This is a genomic window from Brevundimonas goettingensis, assembly GCF_017487405.1.
Lineage (GTDB): Bacteria > Pseudomonadota > Alphaproteobacteria > Caulobacterales > Caulobacteraceae > Brevundimonas > Brevundimonas goettingensis.
The window spans coordinates 3,734,762-3,756,346 of the sequence record NZ_CP062222.1; the positions used below are offsets into that span (position 1 = coordinate 3,734,762).

Sequence of the window (21,585 nt, forward strand, 5' to 3'; positions counted from 1 at the left end):
ACACCGGCGTCTTCCGGCAGCGACCGAACCGTCCTATGCACTGTCGGCATGACATCCGACGCCCCGCGCTGTGAAATCATCGCCGAAGCCGGCGTGAACCATGACGGACGGGAGGCGCTGGCCTTGCGGCTGGTCGAGGCCGCGGCCGAGACGGGGGCGGACACCGTCAAATTCCAGACCTTCGATCCCGCCGAACTGTCCACGGCGGCCGCGCCGACCGCCGCCTATCAGGCCGAGGCGGGACAGGGGGCCGTCCAGGCCGAAATGCTGTCGCGGCTGGTCCTGCCCCGCGACGCCTTGTCGCGCGTCGTCGATCACGCCCGGGCCTGCGGCGTCCGCTTCCTGTCGACGCCCTTCGATATCGGCTCTGCCCATATGCTGGTCGACGATCTGGGCATGGAGCGGATCAAGGTCGGCTCGGGCGAACTGACCAATCTCCCCTTCCTGCTGGCCCTCGCCCGGATGGATCGCCCACTGCTGCTCTCGACCGGGATGGCGACGATGGACGATGTCGAACAGGCGCTGGGCTGTGTGGTGTTCGGCCGGATCGCGGGATCGTCGGACGCACCGTCGCTGGGCGCCTTCGCCGAGGCCTTCGCCTCGCCCGAGGCCACCCCGGTCCTCGCCGGGACCGTGGTGATGCAGTGCACGACCCAGTACCCCGCGCCCCATGAGCAGGCCAATCTGAGGGTGATGGACGCCTATGCGGCGCTCGGCGTCCGGCCCGGCTATTCGGACCACACCCTGGGCATCGATATCGCACTGGCCGCCGTGGCGCGCGGGGCGACCGTGATCGAGAAGCACCTGACCCTGGACCGCACCGCCGAGGGCCCGGATCACAAGGCCTCGCTGGAGCCTGATGAGATGGCCGCTCTGGTCGCCGGGGCGCGACGGGTCTCGCAGGCCTTGGGTGATCCGGTCAAGCGGCCGGTGGCGGCCGAAATCCCCAACATCGCCGTGGCGCGGCGCGGATTGGTGGCGGCCCGGCCCATCGCGGCGGGCGAGGCCTTCAGCGCGGAGAATCTGGCGGCGCGGCGCGCGGGCGGCGGACTGGCGCCGGGACGGCTGTGGGATCTGATCGGTCTGACCGCGACCCGGGCCTATGCCGCCGACGAGATCATCGAGGCGTGAGCGCGACGGCTCCCGCGCGGATCGGCGTCTTTACCGGGACCCGGGCCGAATACGGCCTGCTGCGCCCGGTCCTGACCCGGCTGGAGGCCTCGGCGCGGCTTGAAGCCGTCCTGATCGTCAGCGGAACCCATCTGTCGGAGCGGCACGGAGCGACGGTGTCGGAGATCGAGGCGGACGGGCGGACGATCGCGGCGCGGATCCCGGTTCCTCTGGCGGGCGACGACGGCGTGTCGGTTGCGAACGACATGGCGGCGGTCCTGGCCGGGGCGGCCGTGGCCTATGCTGAGCTGAAACTCGACGCCGTCATGATCCTGGGCGACCGGACGGAGGCGCTGGCGGCGGCCGCGGCGGCGGTCCCGCTGGGCCTGCCGATCCTGCATCTGGAGGGCGGGCATCGGACGGCGGGCGCCGTGGACGACGCCGCCCGCCATGCGATCACCAAGCTGGCGGCCCTGCATTTCACCGCCGCCGAACCGTACAGCCGACGCATCGTCCAGATGGGCGAGGCGGCCGGGCGCGTTTTCACGGTCGGCGCGACCGGGGTCGACAACCTGGTCGCTTTCGGTCGGGCGAGCCGGGCCGAGGTCGCGGTGATGCTGGGCCTGGCGCCGGACGGGCTGGAGCCGGGGTTCGTAGTCGTCACCTTCCATCCGGAGACCCTCGCGGCGACATCGACCGAGGCGCAGATCGCGGCCTTCCTGAAAGGGCTGGCGACGGTCGAGGGTCGGAAGATCGTCATCACCCTGCCCAATGCCGACGCGGGCGCCAGGGCGGTCCGGGCAGCGCTGAAGGCCTTCGCGGACGAACGGCCCGATCAGGTCCTGACCTTCGAATCCCTCGGCGCGCGGCGCTATGCGGCCGCCCTGACGGCCTGCGACGCCGTGGTCGGCAACTCCTCCAGCGGGGTGATCGAGGCCCCGGCGGCGGGGACGCCCTCAGTCAATGTCGGAGAGCGACAGTCGGGACGGCTGAAGCCGCCCAGCGTCATCGACTGCGCCAATAGGCCTGATGCGGTGGCCGCGGCCCTGAAACAGGCGCTGGATCCGATCTTCCGAACGGCGGCGCGCCATCAGCCTGCGCCCTTCGGCGACGGACGGGCGGCGGAGCGGATCGTCGAGGTGCTGGAGCGGACGGATTTCTCCGGGCTGGCGCGCAAGCCTTTCGTGGATATGGCTCCGGGATCGAACTAGCGCCGAACCCCGCCGAGGTCGTCGCCTGCCCTCACATGAGGCCAGAGGGCCTCGCAGACGACGAAGTCGAACAGGGTGTCGACGTCCCAGCCGCGCTCTGGCGGCATGGCCCAGGTCAGGGTTCCTTCGGACTGGAAGGAACAGTCGCGACGCAGGATGTCGGGCCTTCCCACATAGATCGCGCCGTTGATAATGACGGCTTCGTCCGTAGACGGATCGTTGCGCCTCCACAGGCCGCTTTCGTCGACGGCGCCGTAGAAGCCGGGCGGCTTGGGCATGGGGGAGACGCCGATCACCGAGGGGGCGTTGCGGGCGTTGCAGAGGGCCACGGCGCCGTCGATGTCGGCGACGGTGCGTAGCGGCGAGGTCGGCTGGAGCAGAACCACATAGTCCCAATCCTCTCCGATGGAGGTCAGGGCGTGGTCGATGGCGTCGATGACCGAGGCCTGGGCGTCGGCCAGTTCGGCGGGGCGGCGCAGGGTCTCGACGCCCAGGGTTTCGGCCAGCGCGATGACGGCATCGTCGTCGGTCGTGATCACCAGCCGGTCGAGCGTGGTCGAGGCCTGACCGGCGATCAGGGTCCAGCCGATCATCGGGCGTCCCGCGAGCGGACGCAGGTTCTTGCCGGGCAGGCCTTGCGAGCCCGCGCGGGCGGGGACGAGGCCCAGCACCCGTTTGCCGTCGATCATGCGGTCCTCCTCGAAACATAGGGAGTAATGCCGGGCCCGGCCTTACGCGCGGTTAACCACGTCCGGAGAATCATGGGCGCGACAGCGGCTCGCCGGGGAGCGGGGCCGCACGGAGCAGACGGCGTGGACGATCTCTTGAAAGCCTATTCGGGCAAGCGCGTGCTGGTCACGGGCGCGGGCGGCTTCATCGGCAGCCGGTTGACCGAGCGTCTGGTCGAGCTCGGCGCCGATGTGCGGGCGCTGGTGCGTTACACCTCGGACGGCGAGGCGGGCTGGCTGGATCGGTCGTCGGTGCGGCCGGACCTCGACGTGCGGCGCGGCGATCTGGCCGACCGCGACAGCGTCTACAACGCCGTGAAGGACCGGGAGGTCGTCTTCCACCTCGGCGCCCTGATCGCCATTCCGTACTCGTATCTCGCGCCGGAAAGCTACGTCCGGACCAATATGATGGGTACGCTGAACGTGCTGCAGGCGGTGCGGGAGCTGGGCGTGGGCCGTCTGGTCCATACCTCGACCAGCGAGGTCTATGGCTCGGCCCAGACCATTCCGATGACCGAGGCCCATCCTCTGGTCGGCCAGTCGCCCTATTCCGCCACCAAGATCGCCGCCGACAAATTGGCCGAGAGCTATCATCGCTCGTTCGAGACCCCGGTGGTGACGCTGAGGCCGTTCAACACCTTCGGGCCACGCCAGAGCGCCCGGGCGGTGATCCCGTCGATCACCATGCAGGCTCTGGCGGGGCGGCCGGTCATGCTGGGCGATACCCGACCGACGCGCGACTTCGTCTTCGTCGACGACACGGCCGACGCCTTCCTGCGGGCGGGGATCGTTCCGGGCATTGAGGGGCTGACGGTCCATACCGGCGGCGGGCGCGAGGTCCGTGTCGGCGACCTGCCGGCCATGATCGGCAAGGCCGCCGGGATCGAGGTTCAGGTGGTCGAGGACAAGCAGCGCATCCGTCCGCCGGCCAGCGAGGTCGAGCGGCTGATCGCCGACGCCTCGCTCGCGAAGGCGAAGCTGGGCTGGGCCACCACGGTCAGCGTCGAGGAAGGCCTGGCCCGCACCGCCGACTTCATTCGCGAACACCCGCAGCTGTACCGCCCGGCGGAGTATGCGGTGTGACCGTCTCTTCCAGACTGCCGACCAGCTCTCCCTCCAATCTCGAGGCCCAGATGATGGGGCCGGAGACGCCGCTTCTGGCCGCCATCGAGCGGCTGGATCAGGTACGGCGCAAGCTCATCCTCGTCGTCGACGAAGAACGGCGGCTGGTGGGTTCGGTGTCGGATGGCGACATCCGCCGGGGTCTGATGCGGCGCCTGACCATGGACGCGCCGCTCAGCGCGGTAATGAACGCCAATCCGGTGTCGCTGAAGTCCGGGGTCTCGGACAAGGATGCGGTGCGCGCCCTGTCGGATCGCGGCGTCGGCCTGGCGCCGCTGGTCGACGGCAAGGGCCGGGTCATCGGTCTCTATCCCGATGTGCTGGGGGTCGCCGCGCCGCGCGACAATCTGGTGGTTCTGATGGCGGGCGGGCGCGGGGCGCGGCTGTTTCCCCTGACCCAGAACTGTCCCAAGCCGATGCTGAAGGTGGCGGGGCGACCCCTGCTCCAGACCATCATCGAACGGCTGCAGGCCCAGGGCTTCCGGCGCTTCCGTCTGGCGGTCAACTATCTGGCCGAGATGATCGAGGATCATTTCGGTGACGGCTCATCGCTCGGTGTCGAGATCGAGTACCTGCGCGAGGATCATCCGCGCGGCACCGCCGGCGCCCTGTCTCTGCTGACCGAGACGACGGATCAGCCCATGCTGGTCATGAACGGCGACCTCCTGACCCGGATGAGCTTCGGCGAGCTGATCGACTTCCATGTCGAGCATCAGGCCAGGGCGACCCTGTGCGTGCGCGAACACGCCTTCCAGTCACCGCACGGGGTGGTGGAGACCGACGGGCCGCGCGTCACCAGCCTGACCGAAAAGCCGACCTTCCGCTGGCTGGCCAACGCCGGGGTCTACTGTCTGTCGCCTGAGGTTCTGGCGCGGGTGCCGGCCGAGGGGATGTACGACATGCCTGACCTGCTCAACGCCCTGAACGCGGATGGAGAGACGGTCGGCGCCTATCCGATCCACGAATACTGGCTGGATATCGGACGCCCCCCGGACTTCGAGAGCGCCCAGGCGGAGTTCACCGCCATCTTCGATCCGGCGGAATAGTCAGCCGCCGCCGGTGCGGCCCGTGGCCTTGCCCGTGCCCTCGCAGACCGGACAGGTTTCGCCAGCGGGCAGGGTCCCGGTTCCCTCGCATTCGGGACACAGGGTCGCATCGTGATGCTGGGCCTCGGCCGGATCGACCGGGGTGAGGCCGTGGTCGTCGATGTCGTGCTCTTTCATGAAGCCCTCCTTCTCAAAGGCTGAACGGTCAGGCGGGGCGTGGAGTTTCATGGCCTTTCGCCGTGACAGCGCCACGCTTCGCGTTTATCAGCCCGCCGATGATGGACGAAGTTGAACGCCAGTCGGAGGAGCGCGGCTGGGCCACGGCGAAAACCCTGGCCGAGGCCCTGCCCTATATCCAGATCTACGACCGCGAGACGGTGGTGATCAAATACGGGGGCCACGCCATGGGCGAGACCGCCGTGGCGAAGCAATTCGCCGCCGACGTGGTCCTGCTCAAGCTGATGGGCGTGAACCCCGTGGTGGTCCACGGCGGCGGGCCGCAGATCAGCGCCATGCTGGACAAGGCCGGGGTGAAGTCGAACTTCATCGATGGCCTGCGGGTCACCGACCGGGACACGATGGTCGTCGCCGAGATGGTTCTGTCCGGCGCCGTGAACAAGGAGATCGCCCACTGGATCAGTGTCGCGGGCAAGGAGGCCGATGTGCGCGGCATCGGCCTGTCGGGCAAGGACGCCGGCCTGCTGACCGTCGAGAAGACGACGCGCACGCGCCGCGACCCCGACAGCCTGATCGAACACGAGGTCGATCTGGGCTTCGTCGGCGAGCCGACCAAGGTCGATCCCAAGCTGATCGCCGGCCTGATCGCGTCGGAGACCGACGACTGGGTGCCGGTCATCGCCCCGATCGGCGTCGCCGAAGACGGCATGACCTATAACGTCAATGCCGATACCGTCGCGGGCGCCGTGGCCGGATCGCTGAACGCCAAGCGCATGCTGTTGCTGACCGACGTCAAGGGCGTGCTGGACAAGAACGGCCAGCTGATCCGCCAGATGACGGTCGCGGAGGCGCAAGGCCTGATCGACGACGGCACCGCCTCGGGCGGGATGATCCCCAAGTTGCAGACGGCCATGGACGCCGTGAAGGCCGGGGTCGAGGCCGTGGTCATTCTGGACGGCCGCCGTCCCCACGCCATGCTGGTCGAGCTGTTCACCGAACACGGCGCCGGCACCCTGGTGAAGGCGTGACGGCTGAACCTGTCGCGGCGCCGATCGAAACAGGCGAACCGGCGACCGAGCTTTCCGCCGACCTGACCGGGATCACCACCTGGCTGTTCGATCTGGACGACACCCTCTATCCGCCCGAGCGCCAGATTCTGAAGCGGGTTTCGGGCCGGATCTTCGACTATATGGTGCGGCTGACCGGCTTGCCGGAGGACGAGGCGCGGGCGCTGCAGCTGCGCTATCTGACCGACCACGGGGCGACGCTCGGCGGGCTGCTGCAGGACTACAAATTCGATCCGGCGGACTTCCTCGCCGATGTCCACGATGTGCCGCTGGACGGGCTGGACCCCGAGCCGGGCCTGCGTCTGGCGCTGGAGCGGCTGCAAGGCCCCCGCTACGTCTTCACCAACGGCTCGACCGAACACGGGCGGCGGGTGCTGGAGGCGCTCGGCCTGACCGATCTGTTCAGCGGCCTGTTTTCCATCGAGGACGCCGAGCTTCTGCCCAAGCCGGCGCCCGAGACCTTCGCGAAGATGATCGCCCGCTTCGGCATCGATCCGACGCGCACCGCCTTCTTCGAGGACACGCCGCGCAACCTGCAGCCGGCCAAGGTCCTGGGAATGACCACAGTGCTGGTCGGCCCGAGGGCGCTGACCTCGACAGACGCCTATATCGATTTTCGGGCTGCCGCCCTCGGCCCCTTCCTCGCCACCGCCCATCTTGCGGAGACTAAAGCATGACCTTCGATCGCGCCCAGCTGGAAACCGTCATCGAAAAAGCGTGGGATGACCGCGCCGAGCTGTCGCCCTCGACCCATGGTGACGTCCGTCATGCCGTCGAACAGGCCCTGACCCTGCTCGACTCGGGCGAGGCCCGCGTCGCCACGCGCGGCGACGACGGCGTCTGGACCACGCATCAGTGGCTGAAGAAGGCGGTGCTGCTGTCCTTCCGCCTGAACGACAACCAGATCATGCGCGCCGGCGAACGCGCCGTGGCCAGCCCGACCTCGGGCGCGCCAGGCGTCGGCCCCTTCTGGGACAAGGTGCCCAACAAGTTCGGTGACTGGACCGCGGCCGACTATCAGGCCGCCGGCTTCCGCTCCGTGCCCGGATCGATCGTCCGTCAGGGCGCTCACATTGCGAAGAACGTCGTCCTGATGCCGTCGTTCGTGAACATCGGCGCCTTCGTCGACGAGGGGACCATGGTCGACGCCTGGGCGACGGTCGGCTCCTGCGCCCAGATCGGCAAGAACGTCCATCTTTCGGGCGGCGCCGGCATCGGCGGGGTGCTGGAGCCCCTGCAGGCCAATCCGACCATCATCGAGGACGGCTGTTTCATCGGCGCCCGCGCCGAGGTCGCCGAGGGCGTGATCGTGCGCGAGGGCGCGGTCCTGGCCATGGGCGTCTATCTGTCGGGCTCGACCAAGATCGTCGACCGCGCCACGGGCGAAGTCTTCCGCGGCGAGGTGCCTGCATATTCCGTGGTGGTGCCGGGTTCGCTGCCCGATCCGAACGGCGGGCCGTCTCTCTACTGCGCGGTCATCGTCAAGCGCGTCGACGCCCAGACCCGGGCCAAGACCGGCGTCAACGAACTGCTTCGCGACTAACCGACAAGGACGGGGCGCCCGGCGCCGTCCGGGCAGACGGCACCGAGCACGGTGACATCCGCCTCGCCGAACCGGAGACCGAGGGCGTCGAGGATCGGATTGATCACGGCGTCCAGAACGGGGCCAAGCGGCGCCAGCAGGGTCCCGAGCGCGCTGACCAGTCCGCCCAGCCCCAACGGCAGGCCGACGATGTTGACCGTCACGTCCAGCTTCTGAAGCAGGCTGACCACGACGCCATTGACCAGTCCGGTGGCATGGACCGTCTTCATCGTCTGCGCCGTGATCTCCGCATCGCTGAAGGCGAGGGGTTTGAAGCCCTGATCCGCCGCCTCGACGGTGGCGCGGCCGGTCAGGCTGACCAGACCGGCGACCGACATCAACGTCGCCGGCGCCGGGGTCAGGGTCTGTTTGAAATCATCCAGCTTCGTCTCGTCGACCACCCCGATGTCCGCCCGCGCCAGACCAGGGCGCACGCCGAGGGTGACTGTGCGCGACGGCTTGCAGGTCATGGTGTCCAGCCGCGCCTCCGACGAGGCGAGCTCGATCAGGATCGGCAGATTGACCTGGGCAAGGCCGGAGAGTTTCTGGCTGGTCCGTGCACGGACGTATAGGCGGGTCTGGGCCGTGCGGACGATCGGCTGGCCTTTCGAGGTGACGGTGATCCACGGGGAATGATTGGGCCGCTCGCCGATGGCGAGGCGGATATGAAGGTCGGCGATCCCGGTCTGGGCCGCGGTGGTCAGGGCGATCTGGCGGTCGCCTCCGCCGATCTCCAGCATGGCCATGGCGAGGTCCATCGCCGAGACGGAGGCGTCAAGGCCCTGGGCCAGGCCGTGAGCGGCGTCGGCCTCGGCGCCGATCAGATCGCCGACCTTGAGCCGGGTTCCGACGGCGGCGGCGCCGAGGCGCGACAGGGCGCTCGAGGACTGGCCCCCGGCGAGGGCGCCGAGAACCCGCAGGGCCTGACCGGCGTCGACTTCATGGGCCAGAAGGGCGTCATAGTCTCCGGCCTGGATCCCGATGTCCGCGGCGAGGGCGTCGGTGAAGGCCAGCAGATTCACCTTGGCTGCGGCCAGGGCGTTGTAGTCCATGACGCTGAGCGAGACGCTGCTGCCGGTCAGGCCGCTGAGCAGCTGATTGGCGACGCCGCCGTCCAGCGCGGCCAGTCGCGAGCCGATGGAGAAAAGGGCGCGGGGCTCTCCCGGCGTCGCCGCCGTGCCCGACCGGGTGATCTCCAGCGTGTTCTTGCCGAGAATCCAACGCCCGAAATAGAGCGGCGCCTGGCTGGTCAGGGTCACCCTGACCGCGTTCGGTTCCGGCGCGTCGGTGGTGAAGCGTTGGGCTGGGGCGAGCGTCCGGTCGGAGACGTAGCGGCCCTTCAGGACGGTCGCGGCCACGCCCGTCCCGGCGTTGGCCTGGGCCGTCGCCCTGGCGGCGGCCTCGGCATGATCGAGATCCCGGGCGCCGGACAGGGCGGCCAGATCGGCCGCGCCCTGAAGCTGGCGGGCGTGCAGGGCTAGGGAGCCGATGTCGACCGTCAGGGCGGCCAGGGCGCAGAACAGGCCGCCCGCGACGGCGGCCATGACCGCGATTCCACCCCTTCGGTCGGAGAGGAGGCGGCGCATCTCAATAGCCGCCGATCCGCACGGTGGCGGAGCGTTCGATCAGGGCAGGGGGTTTGGGCAGGGGGCCGGCCAGCAGCATCACCGGGTTGGTGCGGGCGTCATAGGTGACTTGGACGCGGATCGCCTGGGCGTCGCTGGTGACGCTGACGGTGACGAGGACGGGATCCAGTCCGGCGGCGGCGTCCGCCTGGTCGGTCACGAAGGCCCGCGCCAGGTGTTCCCGCTCCGCGGCGTCCAGCCCTCCGACGGCCGCCCGCGCCCCCTCCGTAGCCAGGGATTGCACGGACTGCGCGAGCCAGAACCAGCCGCCGTAAACGACCATTCCGGCGAGGAGCAGAATCATCATCGGTCCGACGAGGGCGAATTCGATCGCCGCCGATCCTTGTCGCCGAACGCGCGTCGAACACCGCCTCGTCGCCTTGTCCCGAAATCCCCGTTTCATGACGCTCGCCCCGTTTCGAATGGAAAAGGTCGCAGATCATCGTTAAACAATGATTATGCATCGTCCGTCATCAATATATGATGCACTCAACGAGTGTCGGGGCGGACGGCTCAGTCCCATCGAGAAGGGTTCAAATTGTAATATGATTTGATCTTTTCCGACGTGTGACTTGACACCGGTGTCACGCGTCAGGATAGGTAACCGGGCCGAAACACGGCGAGATTCTGTTCAGCCTCCAGAGAGGGGCGGACGTCTTGGGAGGAGAACAGAAATGAACACGCTTCGCGTGCGCGCCCTGCAGTGCGTATCCGCCACCGCCCTGATCATGGGTGTCCTGTCCGCGCAACCCGTACTGGCCCAGACGGCGCCGATCCAGACCGCGCCTGACGATGACGCCGCCCAGGTCGACGAAGTCGTGGTGACCGGCATCCGCGGCGCCCTGCGCAGCGCCCTGAGCACCAAGCGCAATGCGAACGTGATGGTCGACGCCATCAACGCCGAGGACATCGCCGACTTCCCTGACGCCAACCTGGCGGAATCGCTGCAGCGCCTGCCGGGCGTCTCGATCGACCGCGACAACGGCGAAGGCCGCACCATTACCGTTCGTGGCCTCGGTTCGGACTTCACCCGCGTGCGCCTGAACGGCGTCGAGGCCCTGTCGACCGCCGGCGCCTCGATCGCGGGCGACAGCCCCAACCGTTCGCGCGGCTTCGACTTCAACACCTTCGCCTCGGAACTCTTCAACTCGCTGAAGGTCCAGAAGACCGCCTCGGCCGAGACGGAAGAGGGCTCGCTGGGCGCCACCGTCGATCTGCAGACCGGCCGTCCGTTCGACTATCGCGGCGCCCGCTACGCCTTGTCGGTCCAGGACGCCTATTACGAGAACGGCGAGACCAACAACCCGCGCGTCGCCGCCCTGGTCTCGGACCGCTGGCGCTTCAACCACGTCGGTGAAATCGGCCTGCTGGGCTCGATCGCCTACAACAAGCGCGACCAGACCATCGACAGCTACCAGCGTCAGGCCGGTCAGTCGGACTACACCTATCGCGGCGCGACCTTCGCCGGGACGCCGAACATCGCCGCCGGGACCTCGATCCAGACTCGTCAGGGCTTCGCCGCCCCGATCGGCACGAGCTGCAACAACGGCGTCATTCCCGGCGTCAACATCACCAATATCTCGTACTGCGACGCCCTGCGCGGTTCGAACCTGGCGGCCTATAACCTGATCAACAACCCGATCGGTTCGACGCTGAGGAATAACAACGCCAGCGGCACCGCCGCCGGCACGACCGTGGCTCCGGGCTCGCTGGTCCGCATCCCGGCCCTGCCGACCCTGAACCAGCAGGACCTGAGCCAGGAGCGCGTCGGCATGACCTTCGGCGCCCAATGGCGCCCGACGGACCGCACCACGATCAGCTTCGACGGCGTCTATTCGGAGCTGGAACAGGTCTCGACCAACTACCAGATCGTTCCGGTCGGTCTGAACCGCAACAACACCCAGGGCACCGCCAACCAGGCGACCTATCAGATGTCGAACGCCACGGCGGCCGGCACCCCGGCCCAGCGCCGCGCCCTGTACGCCTCCTGTACGGCGCGCGCCGAGACAGACATCCTGGCCGGCATCGACTGCGGCCAGCAGATGTACGGCAACACCGTGCTCCCGGGGATGACCGCCAGCTACAACCCGAACAACCTCGAGCCGTTCGACTACTACAACGCCACGACCTCGCGCGGTTACGTCGCTGACTCGCTCGGTCTGGCGATGCGTAACGCCCTGATCGGCCGTCCGTCGATCCGCCTGATCGACGCCGCCCTGAGCCCGAATGGCCAGAACGCCGATTATCTGGTGCTCGGCAATGTCGACATGCGTTCGGCGGCTGACGAAGCTCGCTTCAAGACGATCTTCTCGCAGGGCACGATCAATATCGATCACCAGTTCAGCGACACCTTCCGGGTGCACGCCATCTACGGCGAGAGCCGGTCGGTGAACAAATCCCAGGGCTCGCTGGTCGAGTTCACCCGCCTGAACTCGGGCACGGGCGCCGCCGGCGACGGCTATTTCGTCTATGACGCCCGCGGCGGTGGCGACATGCCGTCGATGAATTTCGGCTTCGACGTCGCCGACCCGACCAAGTGGGACGTGGTCAAGGGTTTCTCGGCCATCCGCTATTTCGAGCGGACGGTGGACAACCACTATGAAGGCGGCTCGTTCGACTTCGCCTGGGACGCCAACGAGAATATCACCCTGAAGTTCGGCGCCTCGCAACGCCGCTACACCTTCTACACCACCGCCCTGCAACGGGAATCGGCGCGCGAGACCCTGAACCCCAGCCTGATCGAGGCCGGGACGACCATCGACAAGGTCGGCAGCCTGCACACCTTCGGCCAGGGCCTGGACCTGCCGGCGGGCACCCCGACCAGCTTCTACGCCCCGGATCTGGACGCCTTCCGTTCGCTGTTCGACTTCGAGTGCAACTGCGTCAACAAGTGGAACGACTGGCGGATCTCGACGAAGTACAACTTCGCCCAGACCTATCAGGTCGAGGAAACCGACAACTCCTTCTTCGGCCAGGTCGACTTCAACTTCCCGGTCTTCGGCCGCACCCTGCGCGGCAACGTCGGCCTGCGTCGCGCGATCACCGACGTGTCCTCGGACGGCTTCACCAACCGCGGCCGGGCGATCAACGCGACCAACAACTACGAAAACGACCTGCCGTCGCTGAACATGGCCTACGAGGTCGCGGACAATATGCTGATCCGCCTCGGCATTTCGAAGGTCATGTCGCGTCCGCTGCTCGGCAACCTGGCGCCCAGCGTCACCGCCTTCACCGTGCCGAACGCTCTCGGCGCGACCACCGGCGGCGCGATCACGATCGGCAACCCGAAGCTGGCCCCGTTCACGGCGACCAACTACGACCTCAGCTTCGAATGGTACTTCCAGCCGGACGCCCTGTTCTCGATCGCCATCTTCGACAAGGAGATCGAGAGCTTCCCGCAGACCCTGGTCGGCGACGGCACCCTGTCCTCGATCATGGACTCGGCCTCCGTCGCCGAACTGCGCGCCGAGTTCGAGGCTATCGTCAACGACCCGGCGACGACCGCGGCCAACCGTGTCCTGGCCCAGAACCAGATCGACTACATCAATGCCGACCGTACGTTCGCCATCCGTCAGTTCCGTGACGCGCCGGGCGGCTATATCCGCGGCGTCGAGGTCAACTATCAGCAAAACCTGACCTTCCTGCCCTGGTACTTCGAGAACCTCGGCGTCCAGGCCAACTACACCCACCTCGAATCCGAGCTGAATTACATCCTGACGCCGCAGCCGCTGATCACGGGCGTGGGCCCGTTCACCGGCGCCTCGCCGGACGCCTTCAACTTCACGCTCTTCTACGAAGTGCCGAAGTTCTCGGCCCGAGTTTCGGCCGCCTATCGCGCGGAATATGTGACCCAGTACCCGATCGCCTCGGGCACCACCGACCCGGGCTATTCGGACTCGCCGCTGGTCAACGACTTCCTGGGTTCGGAAGAGACGCTGAACGTCGACGCGTCGATGACCTACAAGGTCTCCAAGCAGGTCACCCTGACGCTGGAAGCCCTGAACCTGACCAACCAGACGACGAACCGTTGGGGTTACGCGGATGATCCCGTGGTGACCAACTACGGCTCGACGGGCCGCCAGTTCTTCATCGGCGCCCGCGCAGTCTTCTAGGGCGAGCCGAGTCCTTCCCCGGGCTTCCGTCCCTGCCGGAGTGTCGAAAGACACTCCGGTTCTTTTTAAGACGTTCGGGGCGTCGAAAGACGCTCCGGTTCTTTTTGCATCAGGCCGGGCCGTCGCGAGACGGTCCGGCCTCTTGTTTGATCAGTTGATCAGTTGATCAGGTTGCGGCGCAGGGCCGGGACGGCGAGGGCCAGTTCGCGGGTCACCATGGCCGAGAAGAAGGCGGCGCCGGTCGGGCCGAGGTGGGTGTAGTCGAACGACAGTTTGGCGTCCCCCATCGGCTCGACGGCGGCGTTGTTCTGGGTGGGAGCAGGAGCCGCGCCGGCCGCGGGCGCCGCCGGAACGGGCGCGCCGGTGTTGGCCGGAACCGTCGTGCCAGTCAGCAGGGCGGCGGCGACAATCGGTGAAGGCGGCGACTGGGCGAAGCCGGCGGCCAAACTGGGCCCCATGGCCTCGACGGCGGCGGCGCTGTCGGCGTTCAAATCGAGCAGCGGGGTGTTGGTCTCGGCGGCGACGGCGCGGATCGAGGCCGCCCAGGGCTCCAGATCATTGTCGAGCTTTCCGTCCACGAACTGACGGCGGGTCAGGGGGGTGACCAGGACCGGAATGGCGCCCTTGGCCCGCACTTCGGCGACGTAGCGGCGCAGGTTCTGCGGGAATTCGGTAGCCAGGTCGGTCGAGCGGCCCGGCTTGCCCGGCTGGTCGTTATGGCCGAACTGGATCAGCACATAGGTGTCGACATAGGCGCCGGTCGACATCTCAGCGAGGGCGATGTCCCACGAGCCTTCCGCCCGGTAGTTGCTGGTGCTGCGCCCGCCGCGCGCCAGGTTCAGGCAGGCGACGAAGGAGACGACGTGGTCCGAGCAGAACCGGCCACCCCAGCCGCTGTTCGACTGGGTGGTCGAATCGCCGATCAGAATGATCTTGGAGGCGCGGATCGGCCGCACGGGCTCGGGCGGCGCCGCGGCAGCGGGTGCGGTCGTAGCGCTCTGGGCGAAGGCGGCGGGCGCGGCGGACGCGAGCAGGGCGCCGGCGAGGGCCACCGTCAGCAGGCGGGTCACGTAATGGCTCATAGGGACGTCAACTCTCCGAAATCGGCGGGCCCCGAAGGCGATTCTTCGGTCCAGCCCCTTGTCGCCGTCTATCGCGGCGCTACGATGGATTTATAATACAAATCGGCTCGACGAGGAAACAGCCATGAAGATGACGAGACGCGGAGCCTTCGGTCTGGCCGCCCTGGGCGTGGCCGCGCCGACCCTCGCCAAGGCCCAGACTTCCGCGGTGGAAACCCCGGCGGCGCCCCTGAACCGCGACGCGGCCCGCGCCTTCGGCGACTGGACCTCCATGACCTGGCCCAAGGGCATCGAGGGTCAGCGTCTGGCCGACCTCGGCGACGGGACCTTTCTCAATCCGATCCTGGCCGGCGATCACCCCGATCCGTCGATCCTGAAGGACGGCGACACCTATTACATGACCCATTCGTCGTTTGAATCCGTGCCCGGATTGACGATCTGGGCGTCGAAGGATCTGGTCAACTGGACCCCGATCGTGGCGGCCCTGACGAAGAACATCGGCTCGGTCTGGGCGCCGGAGCTGTGCAAGCACGACGGCCGCTTCTTCCTCTATATTCCCGCCCGCACGGACGAGTACCGCTCCAGCTATGTCATCCATGCCGAGAAGATCGAGGGGCCGTGGAGCGAGCCGGTGGATCTGCATCTGCCCAACCATATCGACCCCGGACACGTCGTCGGCGAGGACGGCAAACGCTATCTCTTCCTCAGCGGCGGCGACATGATCCAGCTGACGGACGACGGCATGGCCACGGTCGGCGAGGTCCGCCACGTCTATGAGCCCTGGCGCTATCCGGTCGACTGGGACGTCGAGGGCTTCTCGCCCGAGGGGCCCAAGGTCCTGAAGCACGGCGACTGGTTTTACATGATCACCGCCGTGGGCGGCACGGCGGGTCCGCCGACCGGCCATATGGTCATCGTCGCCCGTTCGAAGTCGGTCTTCGGCCCGTGGGAGAACCATCCGCGCAACCCCATCGTCCGCACCGCCACCGCGCGCGAGAAGTGGTGGTCGCGTGGTCACGCGACCCTGATCGAGGGGCCTGCCGGCGACTGGTGGACCGTCTATCACGGCTATGAAAACGCCTTCTGGACCCTGGGCCGCCAGACCCTGCTGGACAAGATCGTCTGGTCGGCGGACGGCTGGCCCGACGCGGTCGGTGGCGACCTGTCGCACCCGATGGCCAAGCCCGCCAACCTGCCCGGCCAGAAGCACGGCATGGCCCTGTCGGACGACTTCTCGACCGACAAGTTCGGCGTGCAGTGGAGCTTCTACAATCCGGGTTCGGACGAAGGCCGCCGTTTCCGCCGTGAGGGCGGGGTGCTGCACATGGCCGCCAAGGGCGCCGCGCCCAAGGACTGTTCGCCCCTGACCTTCGTCCAGGGCGAGCACGCCTATGAGATCGAGTGCGAGATCGAGATCGACGAGGGCGTGACCGCGGGCCTGCTGCTCTTCTACGACTTTGGCCTCTACGCCGGCCTGGGCTTCGACGAGAAGCGCTTCGTGACCCATACCTACGGGATGGAACGCGGGCGGCCGGGCCATCAGAACGGTCGCCACATGCATATGCGGATGACGAACGATAACCACATCGTCACCTGCTACTCGAGCGCGGACGGCGTGACCTGGACCAAGTTCGACCGCCAGATGGAGGTCTCGGGCTATCACCAGAACGTGCGCGGCGGCTTCATGATGCTGCGGCCCGGCATCTATGCGGCCGGGGGCTCGGGCGAGGCCCGGTTCAAGAACTTCAAATACCGGGCGCTCTAGGCCTGATGTTCGCTTTCGACCCGACGGAAGCCCGCGTCGATGACGGCGAGCATGGCGACGGCGGCCCCCGGGCCGTCGCGCGCCTCGATGCGGTCGACGATGCGTTCGTGGGCGTCGACGGTTTCACGATGCAGGTCGGGAGCGCGGGTCGGCGGGCTGAGGGTGAAGGCCTCCAGCAGGGCCGTCTCGATGACGCTGGCGATCGAGCGCATCATGGGATTGTTCGACGCCGCCCCGATGGCCAGGTGCAGCGACAGGTCGGCGCGGGCGAATCCGTATTCGGAACGGGTCTCGGCCCGCATGGCGGCGATGGCCAGCCGCATGGCCATGATGTCGGCGTCCGTCCGGTGCAGTGCCGCCAGCTCCGCCGCCGCCGGCTCCACCGCGCGGCGCATCTCGGCCAGATGGCGGCGGAAGTCGGCGTCCATGCCGGTGCGCACCTTCCACGACAGGACTTCGGGATCGAACAGGTTCCAGCGCACCCGGTCCGAGACCTTGGTGCCGACGCGGGTCTTGACCACCAGAAGCCCCTTGGCCGTCAGGGTCTTGATCGCCTCGCGCAGCGAGGTGCGCGAAACCCCGAACCGGTCCAGCAACTCGGGCTCGGGCGGCAGCTTCTCGCCGGAGGCGAAGCGGCCCGCCAGGATGTCTTCGCCGAGGGTGCGGACGATCTGGGCGTGACCCGAAAGGGCGCGGTCGCCGCGTTCGGGCTGACCCTCGTGTCCGATTCGGGAAGTTCTGGTCGTGCGTCTGGCCATATGTCTCCGGCTCTACAGCCCTTTGAGCTCAACGACAAAGCGCCGATTTGTCGGATGATAACACCAAACCCCCTCTTGAAGCGCCGCCTTGGCGCAGGACGACCCGCGTGACCGAGACCCCGATGAAGACTCAAAAGCCTCTCCGTTCGCGCGCCTGGTTCGACAATCCGGCCAATCCGGACATGACGGCCCTCTATCTGGAGCGCTATCTGAACTATGGCCTGACGCTGGAGGAGCTGCGCTCGGGCAAGCCGATCATCGGCATCGCCCAGACCGGTTCGGACCTCGCGCCCTGCAACCGCCACCACATCGAACTGGCCAAGCGGGTCCGCGAAGGCATCCGCGAGGCGGGCGGCATCGCCATGGAGTTTCCGGTCCACCCGATCCAGGAGACCGGCAAGCGGCCGACCGCCGGTCTGGACAGGAACCTGGCCTATATGGGTCTGGTCGAGCTGCTCTACGGCTATCCTCTGGACGGCGTCGTCCTGACCATCGGCTGCGACAAGACCACCCCCGCCTGTCTGATGGCGGCGGCGACGGTCGATATTCCGGCCATCTGCCTGTCGGTCGGGCCGATGCTGAACGGCTGGCTGAAGGGCGAGCGGATCGGGTCGGGCTCGATCATCTGGAAAGCGCGAGAGATGATGGCGCGCGGCGAGCTGGACTATGAGGGCTTCATCGATCTGGTGGCCACCTCGGCGCCGTCGGTCGGCTATTGCAACACCATGGGCACGGCCTCGACGATGAACTCCCTGGCCGAGGCCCTGGGCATGTCGCTGCCGGGCTCGGCGGCCATTCCGGCGCCCTATCGCGAACGGCCCCAGGTCGCCTATCAGACCGGCAGGCGGATCGTGGAGATGGTGCATGAGGACCTCAAGCCGTCCGACATCCTGACCCCCGAGGCCTTCCACAACGCCATCGTCGTCAACTCGGCCATCGGCGGGTCGACCAATGCCCCGATCCACATTACCGCCCTGGCGCGTCATTCGGGCGTCGATCTCCCGATCAAGGACTGGGAGACCGTGGGCCACGCCGTGCCGTTGCTGGTCAATCTGCAACCGGCGGGGACCTATCTGGGCGAGGACTTCCATCAGGCAGGCGGGGTGCCGGCGGTGATCAATCAGCTGATGGAGCAGGGGCTGATCCGCGAGGGCGCCCGGACCGTCAACGGCAGGACGATGGGCGAGAACTGCAAGGGCGCGGAGATCGTCCTGCCCGACGTCATCCGGCCGTTCGATCAGGCCCTGATGACCGACGCGGGCTTCCTGGTGCTCGGCGGCAATCTGTTCGAGAGCGCCATCATGAAGACGAGCGTGATCTCACCGGAGTTCCGCGAGCGCTATCTGACCAACCCGGAAGATCCGGAGGCCTTCGAAGGCCCCGCCGTCGTCTTCGACGGGCCCGAGGACTATCACCATCGCATCGACGACCCGGCGACGGGGATCACCGAGCACAGCGTCCTGTTCATGCGCGGCGCCGGGCCGATCGGCTATCCGGGCGCGGCCGAGGTCGTGAATATGCGCCCCCCCTCCTGGCTGATCGAGAAGGGGGTGCTGGCCATCGCCTGCATCGGCGACGGGCGGCAGTCAGGCACCTCGGGCTCGCCCTCGATCCTCAACGCCTCGCCGGAAGCGGCGGCCGGCGGCAATCTGGCGCTGCTGCGCGAAGGCGACTGGATCCGCGTCGATCTGAAGACCCGCCGCGTCGATGCGAGGGTGTCGGACGAGCAGATGGCCGAACGCCGCGCCGCGCTGGAGGCTGCGGGCGGCTTCCAGTACCCGCCGTCGCAGACGCCCTGGCAGGAGTTGCAGCGCGCCACGGTCGGACCGCTGCAGACCGGCGCCGTGCTGGAGCCGGCGGTGAAGTATCACCGGATCATCGACAAATTCGGCAACCCTCGCGACAATCACTGAGGGGCGAGGGCGTCAGTCCCGGCCGATGGTCATCCAGAGCGACAGGGTTTCGCCGGGCGGAAGCACGGTGAAGCCCTGCTCGCCGGGCTGCGCCTGATTGAAGACATCGGGGCGGTGGCTGACCGGTTCGACGCAGAGGAAGTCCTCGCCGGTCGGAACATAGATGTGCAGGCGGTCGGCCGAGGCGCGGACAGTGGTGGTCCCGGCGGCGTCTGACAGTCGCGCCTCGCCGCTCCAGCCTTCGAAGCAGTGATCTACGAAGGGGGCGTCGGCGACCGGCTTGTCGGTCCAGTCGATGACCTCGGCAAGGGGGGCGAGGCGGTCGGGGACGATGTCCTCGCCGGTCCAGACGCCGGTCGCCGGGGCGTCCAGACGGCTGTCCGCATGGCGCGGGAAATAGGGATGGAGGCCGATCCCTGCGGGCATGGGCGTGGTGTCGCGATTGATCACGGCGAGGTCGATGCGCAGGCCGTCATCGGACAGGCTGAGTGTCTGGCGCGCCTCATAGCGCCAGGGCCAGCCGTCGGCGCCGAAGCTGAGGGTGAGGCGGTCGGCGGCCTGCTCGAGCACGGTCCAGACGCCCAGCCAGCCCTCGCCGTGCAGGGCGTGGGGCGCAAACCGGGGCAGGACCGGCAGGCGGATCTCGCGACCGTCGAAGCTGAATCGGCCCTGGGCGATGCGGTTGGCGTAGGGAACGAGGGGGAAGCAGGCGAAGTCGAGGATGTCGGTCGCGCCCCTGGGCGTCGGACGCAGGACGTCCTCGCCCCCCTTGCTCAGGGCGGCGACCGCGCCGCCCTGAAGCGTGATCGTCGCCGACCAGTCGCCGTGTCGGAGCCGGATCATCCTGCCGAGTACGAGGTCTTGGTCTGGGTGAAGAACTCCTGCGCCGCGAAGCCCTGTTCACGCGCGCCATAGCTGGACTTTTTCGTGCCGCCGAACGGCACGTGATAGTCGACCCCGGCGGTCGGCAGATTGACCATGGTCATCCCCGCCCTGGCGCGGCGCTGGAAGTCGCGGGCGTGCTTCAGAGACGAGGTGACGATGCCGGCGGACAGGCCGAACTCGACGCCGTTGGCGACGGCGAGCGCCTCCTCATAGGACTTGACGCGCAGGGTCGAGGCGACGGGGCCGAAGACCTCTTCATTGTTGATCTTCATGTCGGGCGCGGTGTCGGCGATCAGGGTCGGCTGGACATACCAGCCGGGCGTTTCCAGCGTCAGCCGCTCGCCGCCGACGGCGATCCGGCCGCCCTCATTCTTCGCGATGTCGATGTAGCGATAGGAGGTCTCCATCTGGGCCTCCGACACCGCCGGGCCCATCTGGCTGGTCGGGTCGAGCGCAGGGCCGACCTTCAGCGCTTTCAGCTTCTCGGCGAGGGCGGCGACGAATTTGTCGTGGATGCCGTCCTGAACAATCAGGCGGCTGGATGCCGTACAGCGCTGGCCGGTGGCGAAGAAGGAGCCGTCGAGCGCGATGGCCACGGCCCGCTCGAGGTCGGCGTCGTCGAGCACGATCAGCGGGTTCTTGCCGCCCATCTCGAGCTGGACGCGGGCCTGACGCGCGACCGCGCCGGCCGCCACGCCCGCGCCGACGCTCTGGGAGCCGGTGAAGGAGACGGCGTCGATGTCCTTGTGGTCGACGATGGCCTGACCGACGCCGCCGCGGCCGATGATCATGTTGACGACACCCTTGGGCAGGCCCGCTTCATGCAGGATGGCCACGAGCGCTTCGGCGGTCGCCGGGGTCAGGCCGGCGGGCTTGATGACGACCGTGTTCCCGAAGGCGAGGGCGGGCGCCATCTTCCAGGCCGGAATGGCGATGGGGAAGTTCCAGGGCGTGATCAGGCCGACGACGCCGACCGCCTGACGATAGGTCTGGATCTCGACGCCCGGCCGGGTCGAGGCCAGGTTCTGGCCGTGCAGGCGCAGGGCCTCGCCGGCGAAATATTTGAGGATGCGTCCCGCGCGGACGGTCTCGCCGATACCTTCCGGCAGGGTCTTGCCCTCTTCGCGCGACAGCAGACGACCGAGTTGTTCGCGGCGTTCCATGACGAGGGTCCCGGCGCGGTCCAGCACATCGGAACGGACCTCCGGTGAGGCCTCCGACCAGCTCTCGAACGCGGCCTTGGCGGCGGCGACCGCCTGATCGACCTCTGCGACGCCGCCGTCGGGCGTGCGGGCCACGACCTCGCGAGTATCGGACGGGTTCAGACCCTGTCCCGGACGGTCGGCGGAGACTTTCTCGCCATTGATCCAGTGGGAGAGTTCGAGGGTGTCGGTCATGGGGA

At 67.8% G+C, this 21,585-nt stretch carries 18 protein-coding genes; 10 read left to right on the top strand and 8 right to left on the bottom strand.

The window, feature by feature from the left end; all coding sequences use genetic code 11:
* Positions 1-48: 48 nt before the first annotated feature.
* Together IFJ75_RS18410 and neuC are read left to right on the top strand one after the other, a co-directional pair.
* Entirely contained in the window at positions 49-1,131 is a 1,083-nt protein-coding gene (locus IFJ75_RS18410) for an N-acetylneuraminate synthase family protein (RefSeq protein ID WP_207870181.1), read from the top strand.
* The gene (gene neuC, locus IFJ75_RS18415; protein ID WP_207870182.1) at positions 1,128-2,321 is read left to right on the top strand and encodes a UDP-N-acetylglucosamine 2-epimerase; all 1,194 of its coding nucleotides are present in this window, start codon (positions 1,128-1,130) and stop codon (positions 2,319-2,321) included. Before IFJ75_RS18410 ends, neuC begins: the two co-directional genes overlap by 4 nt.
* Here the strand turns inward: neuC and IFJ75_RS18420 are convergent.
* Positions 2,318-3,010, bottom strand: coding sequence for an acylneuraminate cytidylyltransferase family protein (locus IFJ75_RS18420; RefSeq protein WP_207870184.1), 693 nt, complete (start codon positions 3,008-3,010; stop codon positions 2,318-2,320). The genes neuC and IFJ75_RS18420 overlap by 4 nt on opposite strands.
* A gap of 123 nt (positions 3,011-3,133) precedes the next feature.
* Between IFJ75_RS18420 and IFJ75_RS18425 the strand changes: the two genes are divergently transcribed.
* Complete coding sequence (locus tag IFJ75_RS18425) at positions 3,134-4,132, top strand: GDP-mannose 4,6-dehydratase (RefSeq protein WP_225896899.1); 999 nt, start codon at positions 3,134-3,136, stop codon at positions 4,130-4,132.
* On the top strand, positions 4,129-5,217 hold the full coding sequence (locus IFJ75_RS18430) for a nucleotidyltransferase family protein (protein ID WP_207870188.1): 1,089 nt from the start codon (positions 4,129-4,131) through the stop codon (positions 5,215-5,217). Before IFJ75_RS18425 ends, IFJ75_RS18430 begins: the two co-directional genes overlap by 4 nt.
* On the opposite strand, the gene IFJ75_RS18435 is transcribed toward IFJ75_RS18430, so the two are convergent.
* Positions 5,218-5,394 carry a hypothetical protein gene (locus IFJ75_RS18435; RefSeq protein ID WP_207870189.1) on the bottom strand — a complete coding sequence of 59 codons (177 nt, stop codon included), beginning with the start codon at positions 5,392-5,394 and terminating at the stop codon, positions 5,218-5,220. It lies immediately after the preceding gene.
* Between the two features lie 101 nt (positions 5,395-5,495).
* On the opposite strand from IFJ75_RS18435, the gene argB reads away from it, so the two are divergent.
* The 3 genes from argB to dapD are packed head-to-tail and all read left to right on the top strand — an operon-like array spanning position 5,496 to position 8,004.
* Positions 5,496-6,422, top strand: a complete 927-nt coding sequence (gene argB / locus IFJ75_RS18440; RefSeq protein WP_207932683.1) for an acetylglutamate kinase — start codon at positions 5,496-5,498, stop codon at positions 6,420-6,422.
* Entirely contained in the window at positions 6,419-7,138 is a 720-nt protein-coding gene (locus IFJ75_RS18445) for a pyrimidine 5'-nucleotidase (protein ID WP_225896900.1), read from the top strand. The genes argB and IFJ75_RS18445 overlap by 4 nt, the downstream gene beginning before the upstream one ends.
* Positions 7,135-8,004: a 2,3,4,5-tetrahydropyridine-2,6-dicarboxylate N-succinyltransferase gene (gene dapD, locus IFJ75_RS18450; RefSeq protein WP_207870190.1), complete on the top strand. Its 870-nt coding sequence runs from the start codon at positions 7,135-7,137 to the stop codon at positions 8,002-8,004. The genes IFJ75_RS18445 and dapD overlap by 4 nt, the downstream gene beginning before the upstream one ends.
* On the opposite strand, the gene IFJ75_RS18455 is transcribed toward dapD, so the two are convergent.
* Both IFJ75_RS18455 and IFJ75_RS18460 read right to left on the bottom strand, forming a co-directional pair.
* Positions 8,001-9,587, bottom strand: a complete 1,587-nt coding sequence (locus IFJ75_RS18455) for a TadG family pilus assembly protein (RefSeq protein WP_263973000.1) — start codon at positions 9,585-9,587, stop codon at positions 8,001-8,003. The genes dapD and IFJ75_RS18455 overlap by 4 nt on opposite strands.
* A gap of 43 nt (positions 9,588-9,630) precedes the next feature.
* Positions 9,631-9,975 carry a TadE/TadG family type IV pilus assembly protein gene (locus IFJ75_RS18460; protein WP_263973001.1) on the bottom strand — a complete coding sequence of 115 codons (345 nt, stop codon included), beginning with the start codon at positions 9,973-9,975 and terminating at the stop codon, positions 9,631-9,633.
* A 367-nt stretch (positions 9,976-10,342) separates the two neighbouring features.
* Here IFJ75_RS18460 and IFJ75_RS18465 point away from each other — a divergent pair, with 367 nt between their 5' ends.
* Entirely contained in the window at positions 10,343-13,780 is a 3,438-nt protein-coding gene (locus tag IFJ75_RS18465) for a TonB-dependent receptor domain-containing protein (protein ID WP_207870194.1), read from the top strand.
* Positions 13,781-13,938: 158 nt separating this feature from the next.
* Here the strand turns inward: IFJ75_RS18465 and IFJ75_RS18470 are convergent, their stop codons facing one another.
* Positions 13,939-14,850, bottom strand: a complete 912-nt coding sequence (locus IFJ75_RS18470) for a rhamnogalacturonan acetylesterase (protein WP_225896902.1) — start codon at positions 14,848-14,850, stop codon at positions 13,939-13,941.
* Positions 14,851-14,986: 136 nt separating this feature from the next.
* Here IFJ75_RS18470 and IFJ75_RS18475 point away from each other — a divergent pair, with 136 nt between their 5' ends.
* A complete protein-coding gene (locus IFJ75_RS18475) occupies positions 14,987-16,627 on the top strand; it encodes a family 43 glycosylhydrolase (protein ID WP_207870198.1) in 1,641 nt (546 codons plus the stop codon).
* On the opposite strand, the gene IFJ75_RS18480 is transcribed toward IFJ75_RS18475, so the two are convergent.
* A complete protein-coding gene (locus tag IFJ75_RS18480) occupies positions 16,624-17,385 on the bottom strand; it encodes a FadR/GntR family transcriptional regulator (protein ID WP_207870200.1) in 762 nt (253 codons plus the stop codon). The two genes, IFJ75_RS18475 and IFJ75_RS18480, sit on opposite strands and share 4 nt — an antisense overlap.
* Before the next feature lie 122 nt (positions 17,386-17,507).
* On the opposite strand from IFJ75_RS18480, the gene IFJ75_RS18485 reads away from it, so the two are divergent.
* Entirely contained in the window at positions 17,508-19,298 is a 1,791-nt protein-coding gene (locus tag IFJ75_RS18485) for an IlvD/Edd family dehydratase (RefSeq protein ID WP_207932686.1), read from the top strand.
* A 12-nt stretch (positions 19,299-19,310) separates the two neighbouring features.
* On the opposite strand, the gene IFJ75_RS18490 is transcribed toward IFJ75_RS18485, so the two are convergent.
* Entirely contained in the window at positions 19,311-20,141 is an 831-nt protein-coding gene (locus IFJ75_RS18490; RefSeq protein WP_207870202.1) for an aldose 1-epimerase, read from the bottom strand.
* Positions 20,138-21,580 (bottom strand): aldehyde dehydrogenase family protein, encoded by a 1,443-nt coding sequence (locus IFJ75_RS18495; protein WP_207870203.1) that lies wholly within the window; start codon positions 21,578-21,580, stop codon positions 20,138-20,140. Before IFJ75_RS18495 ends, IFJ75_RS18490 begins: the two co-directional genes overlap by 4 nt.
* Positions 21,581-21,585 lie beyond the last annotated feature (5 nt).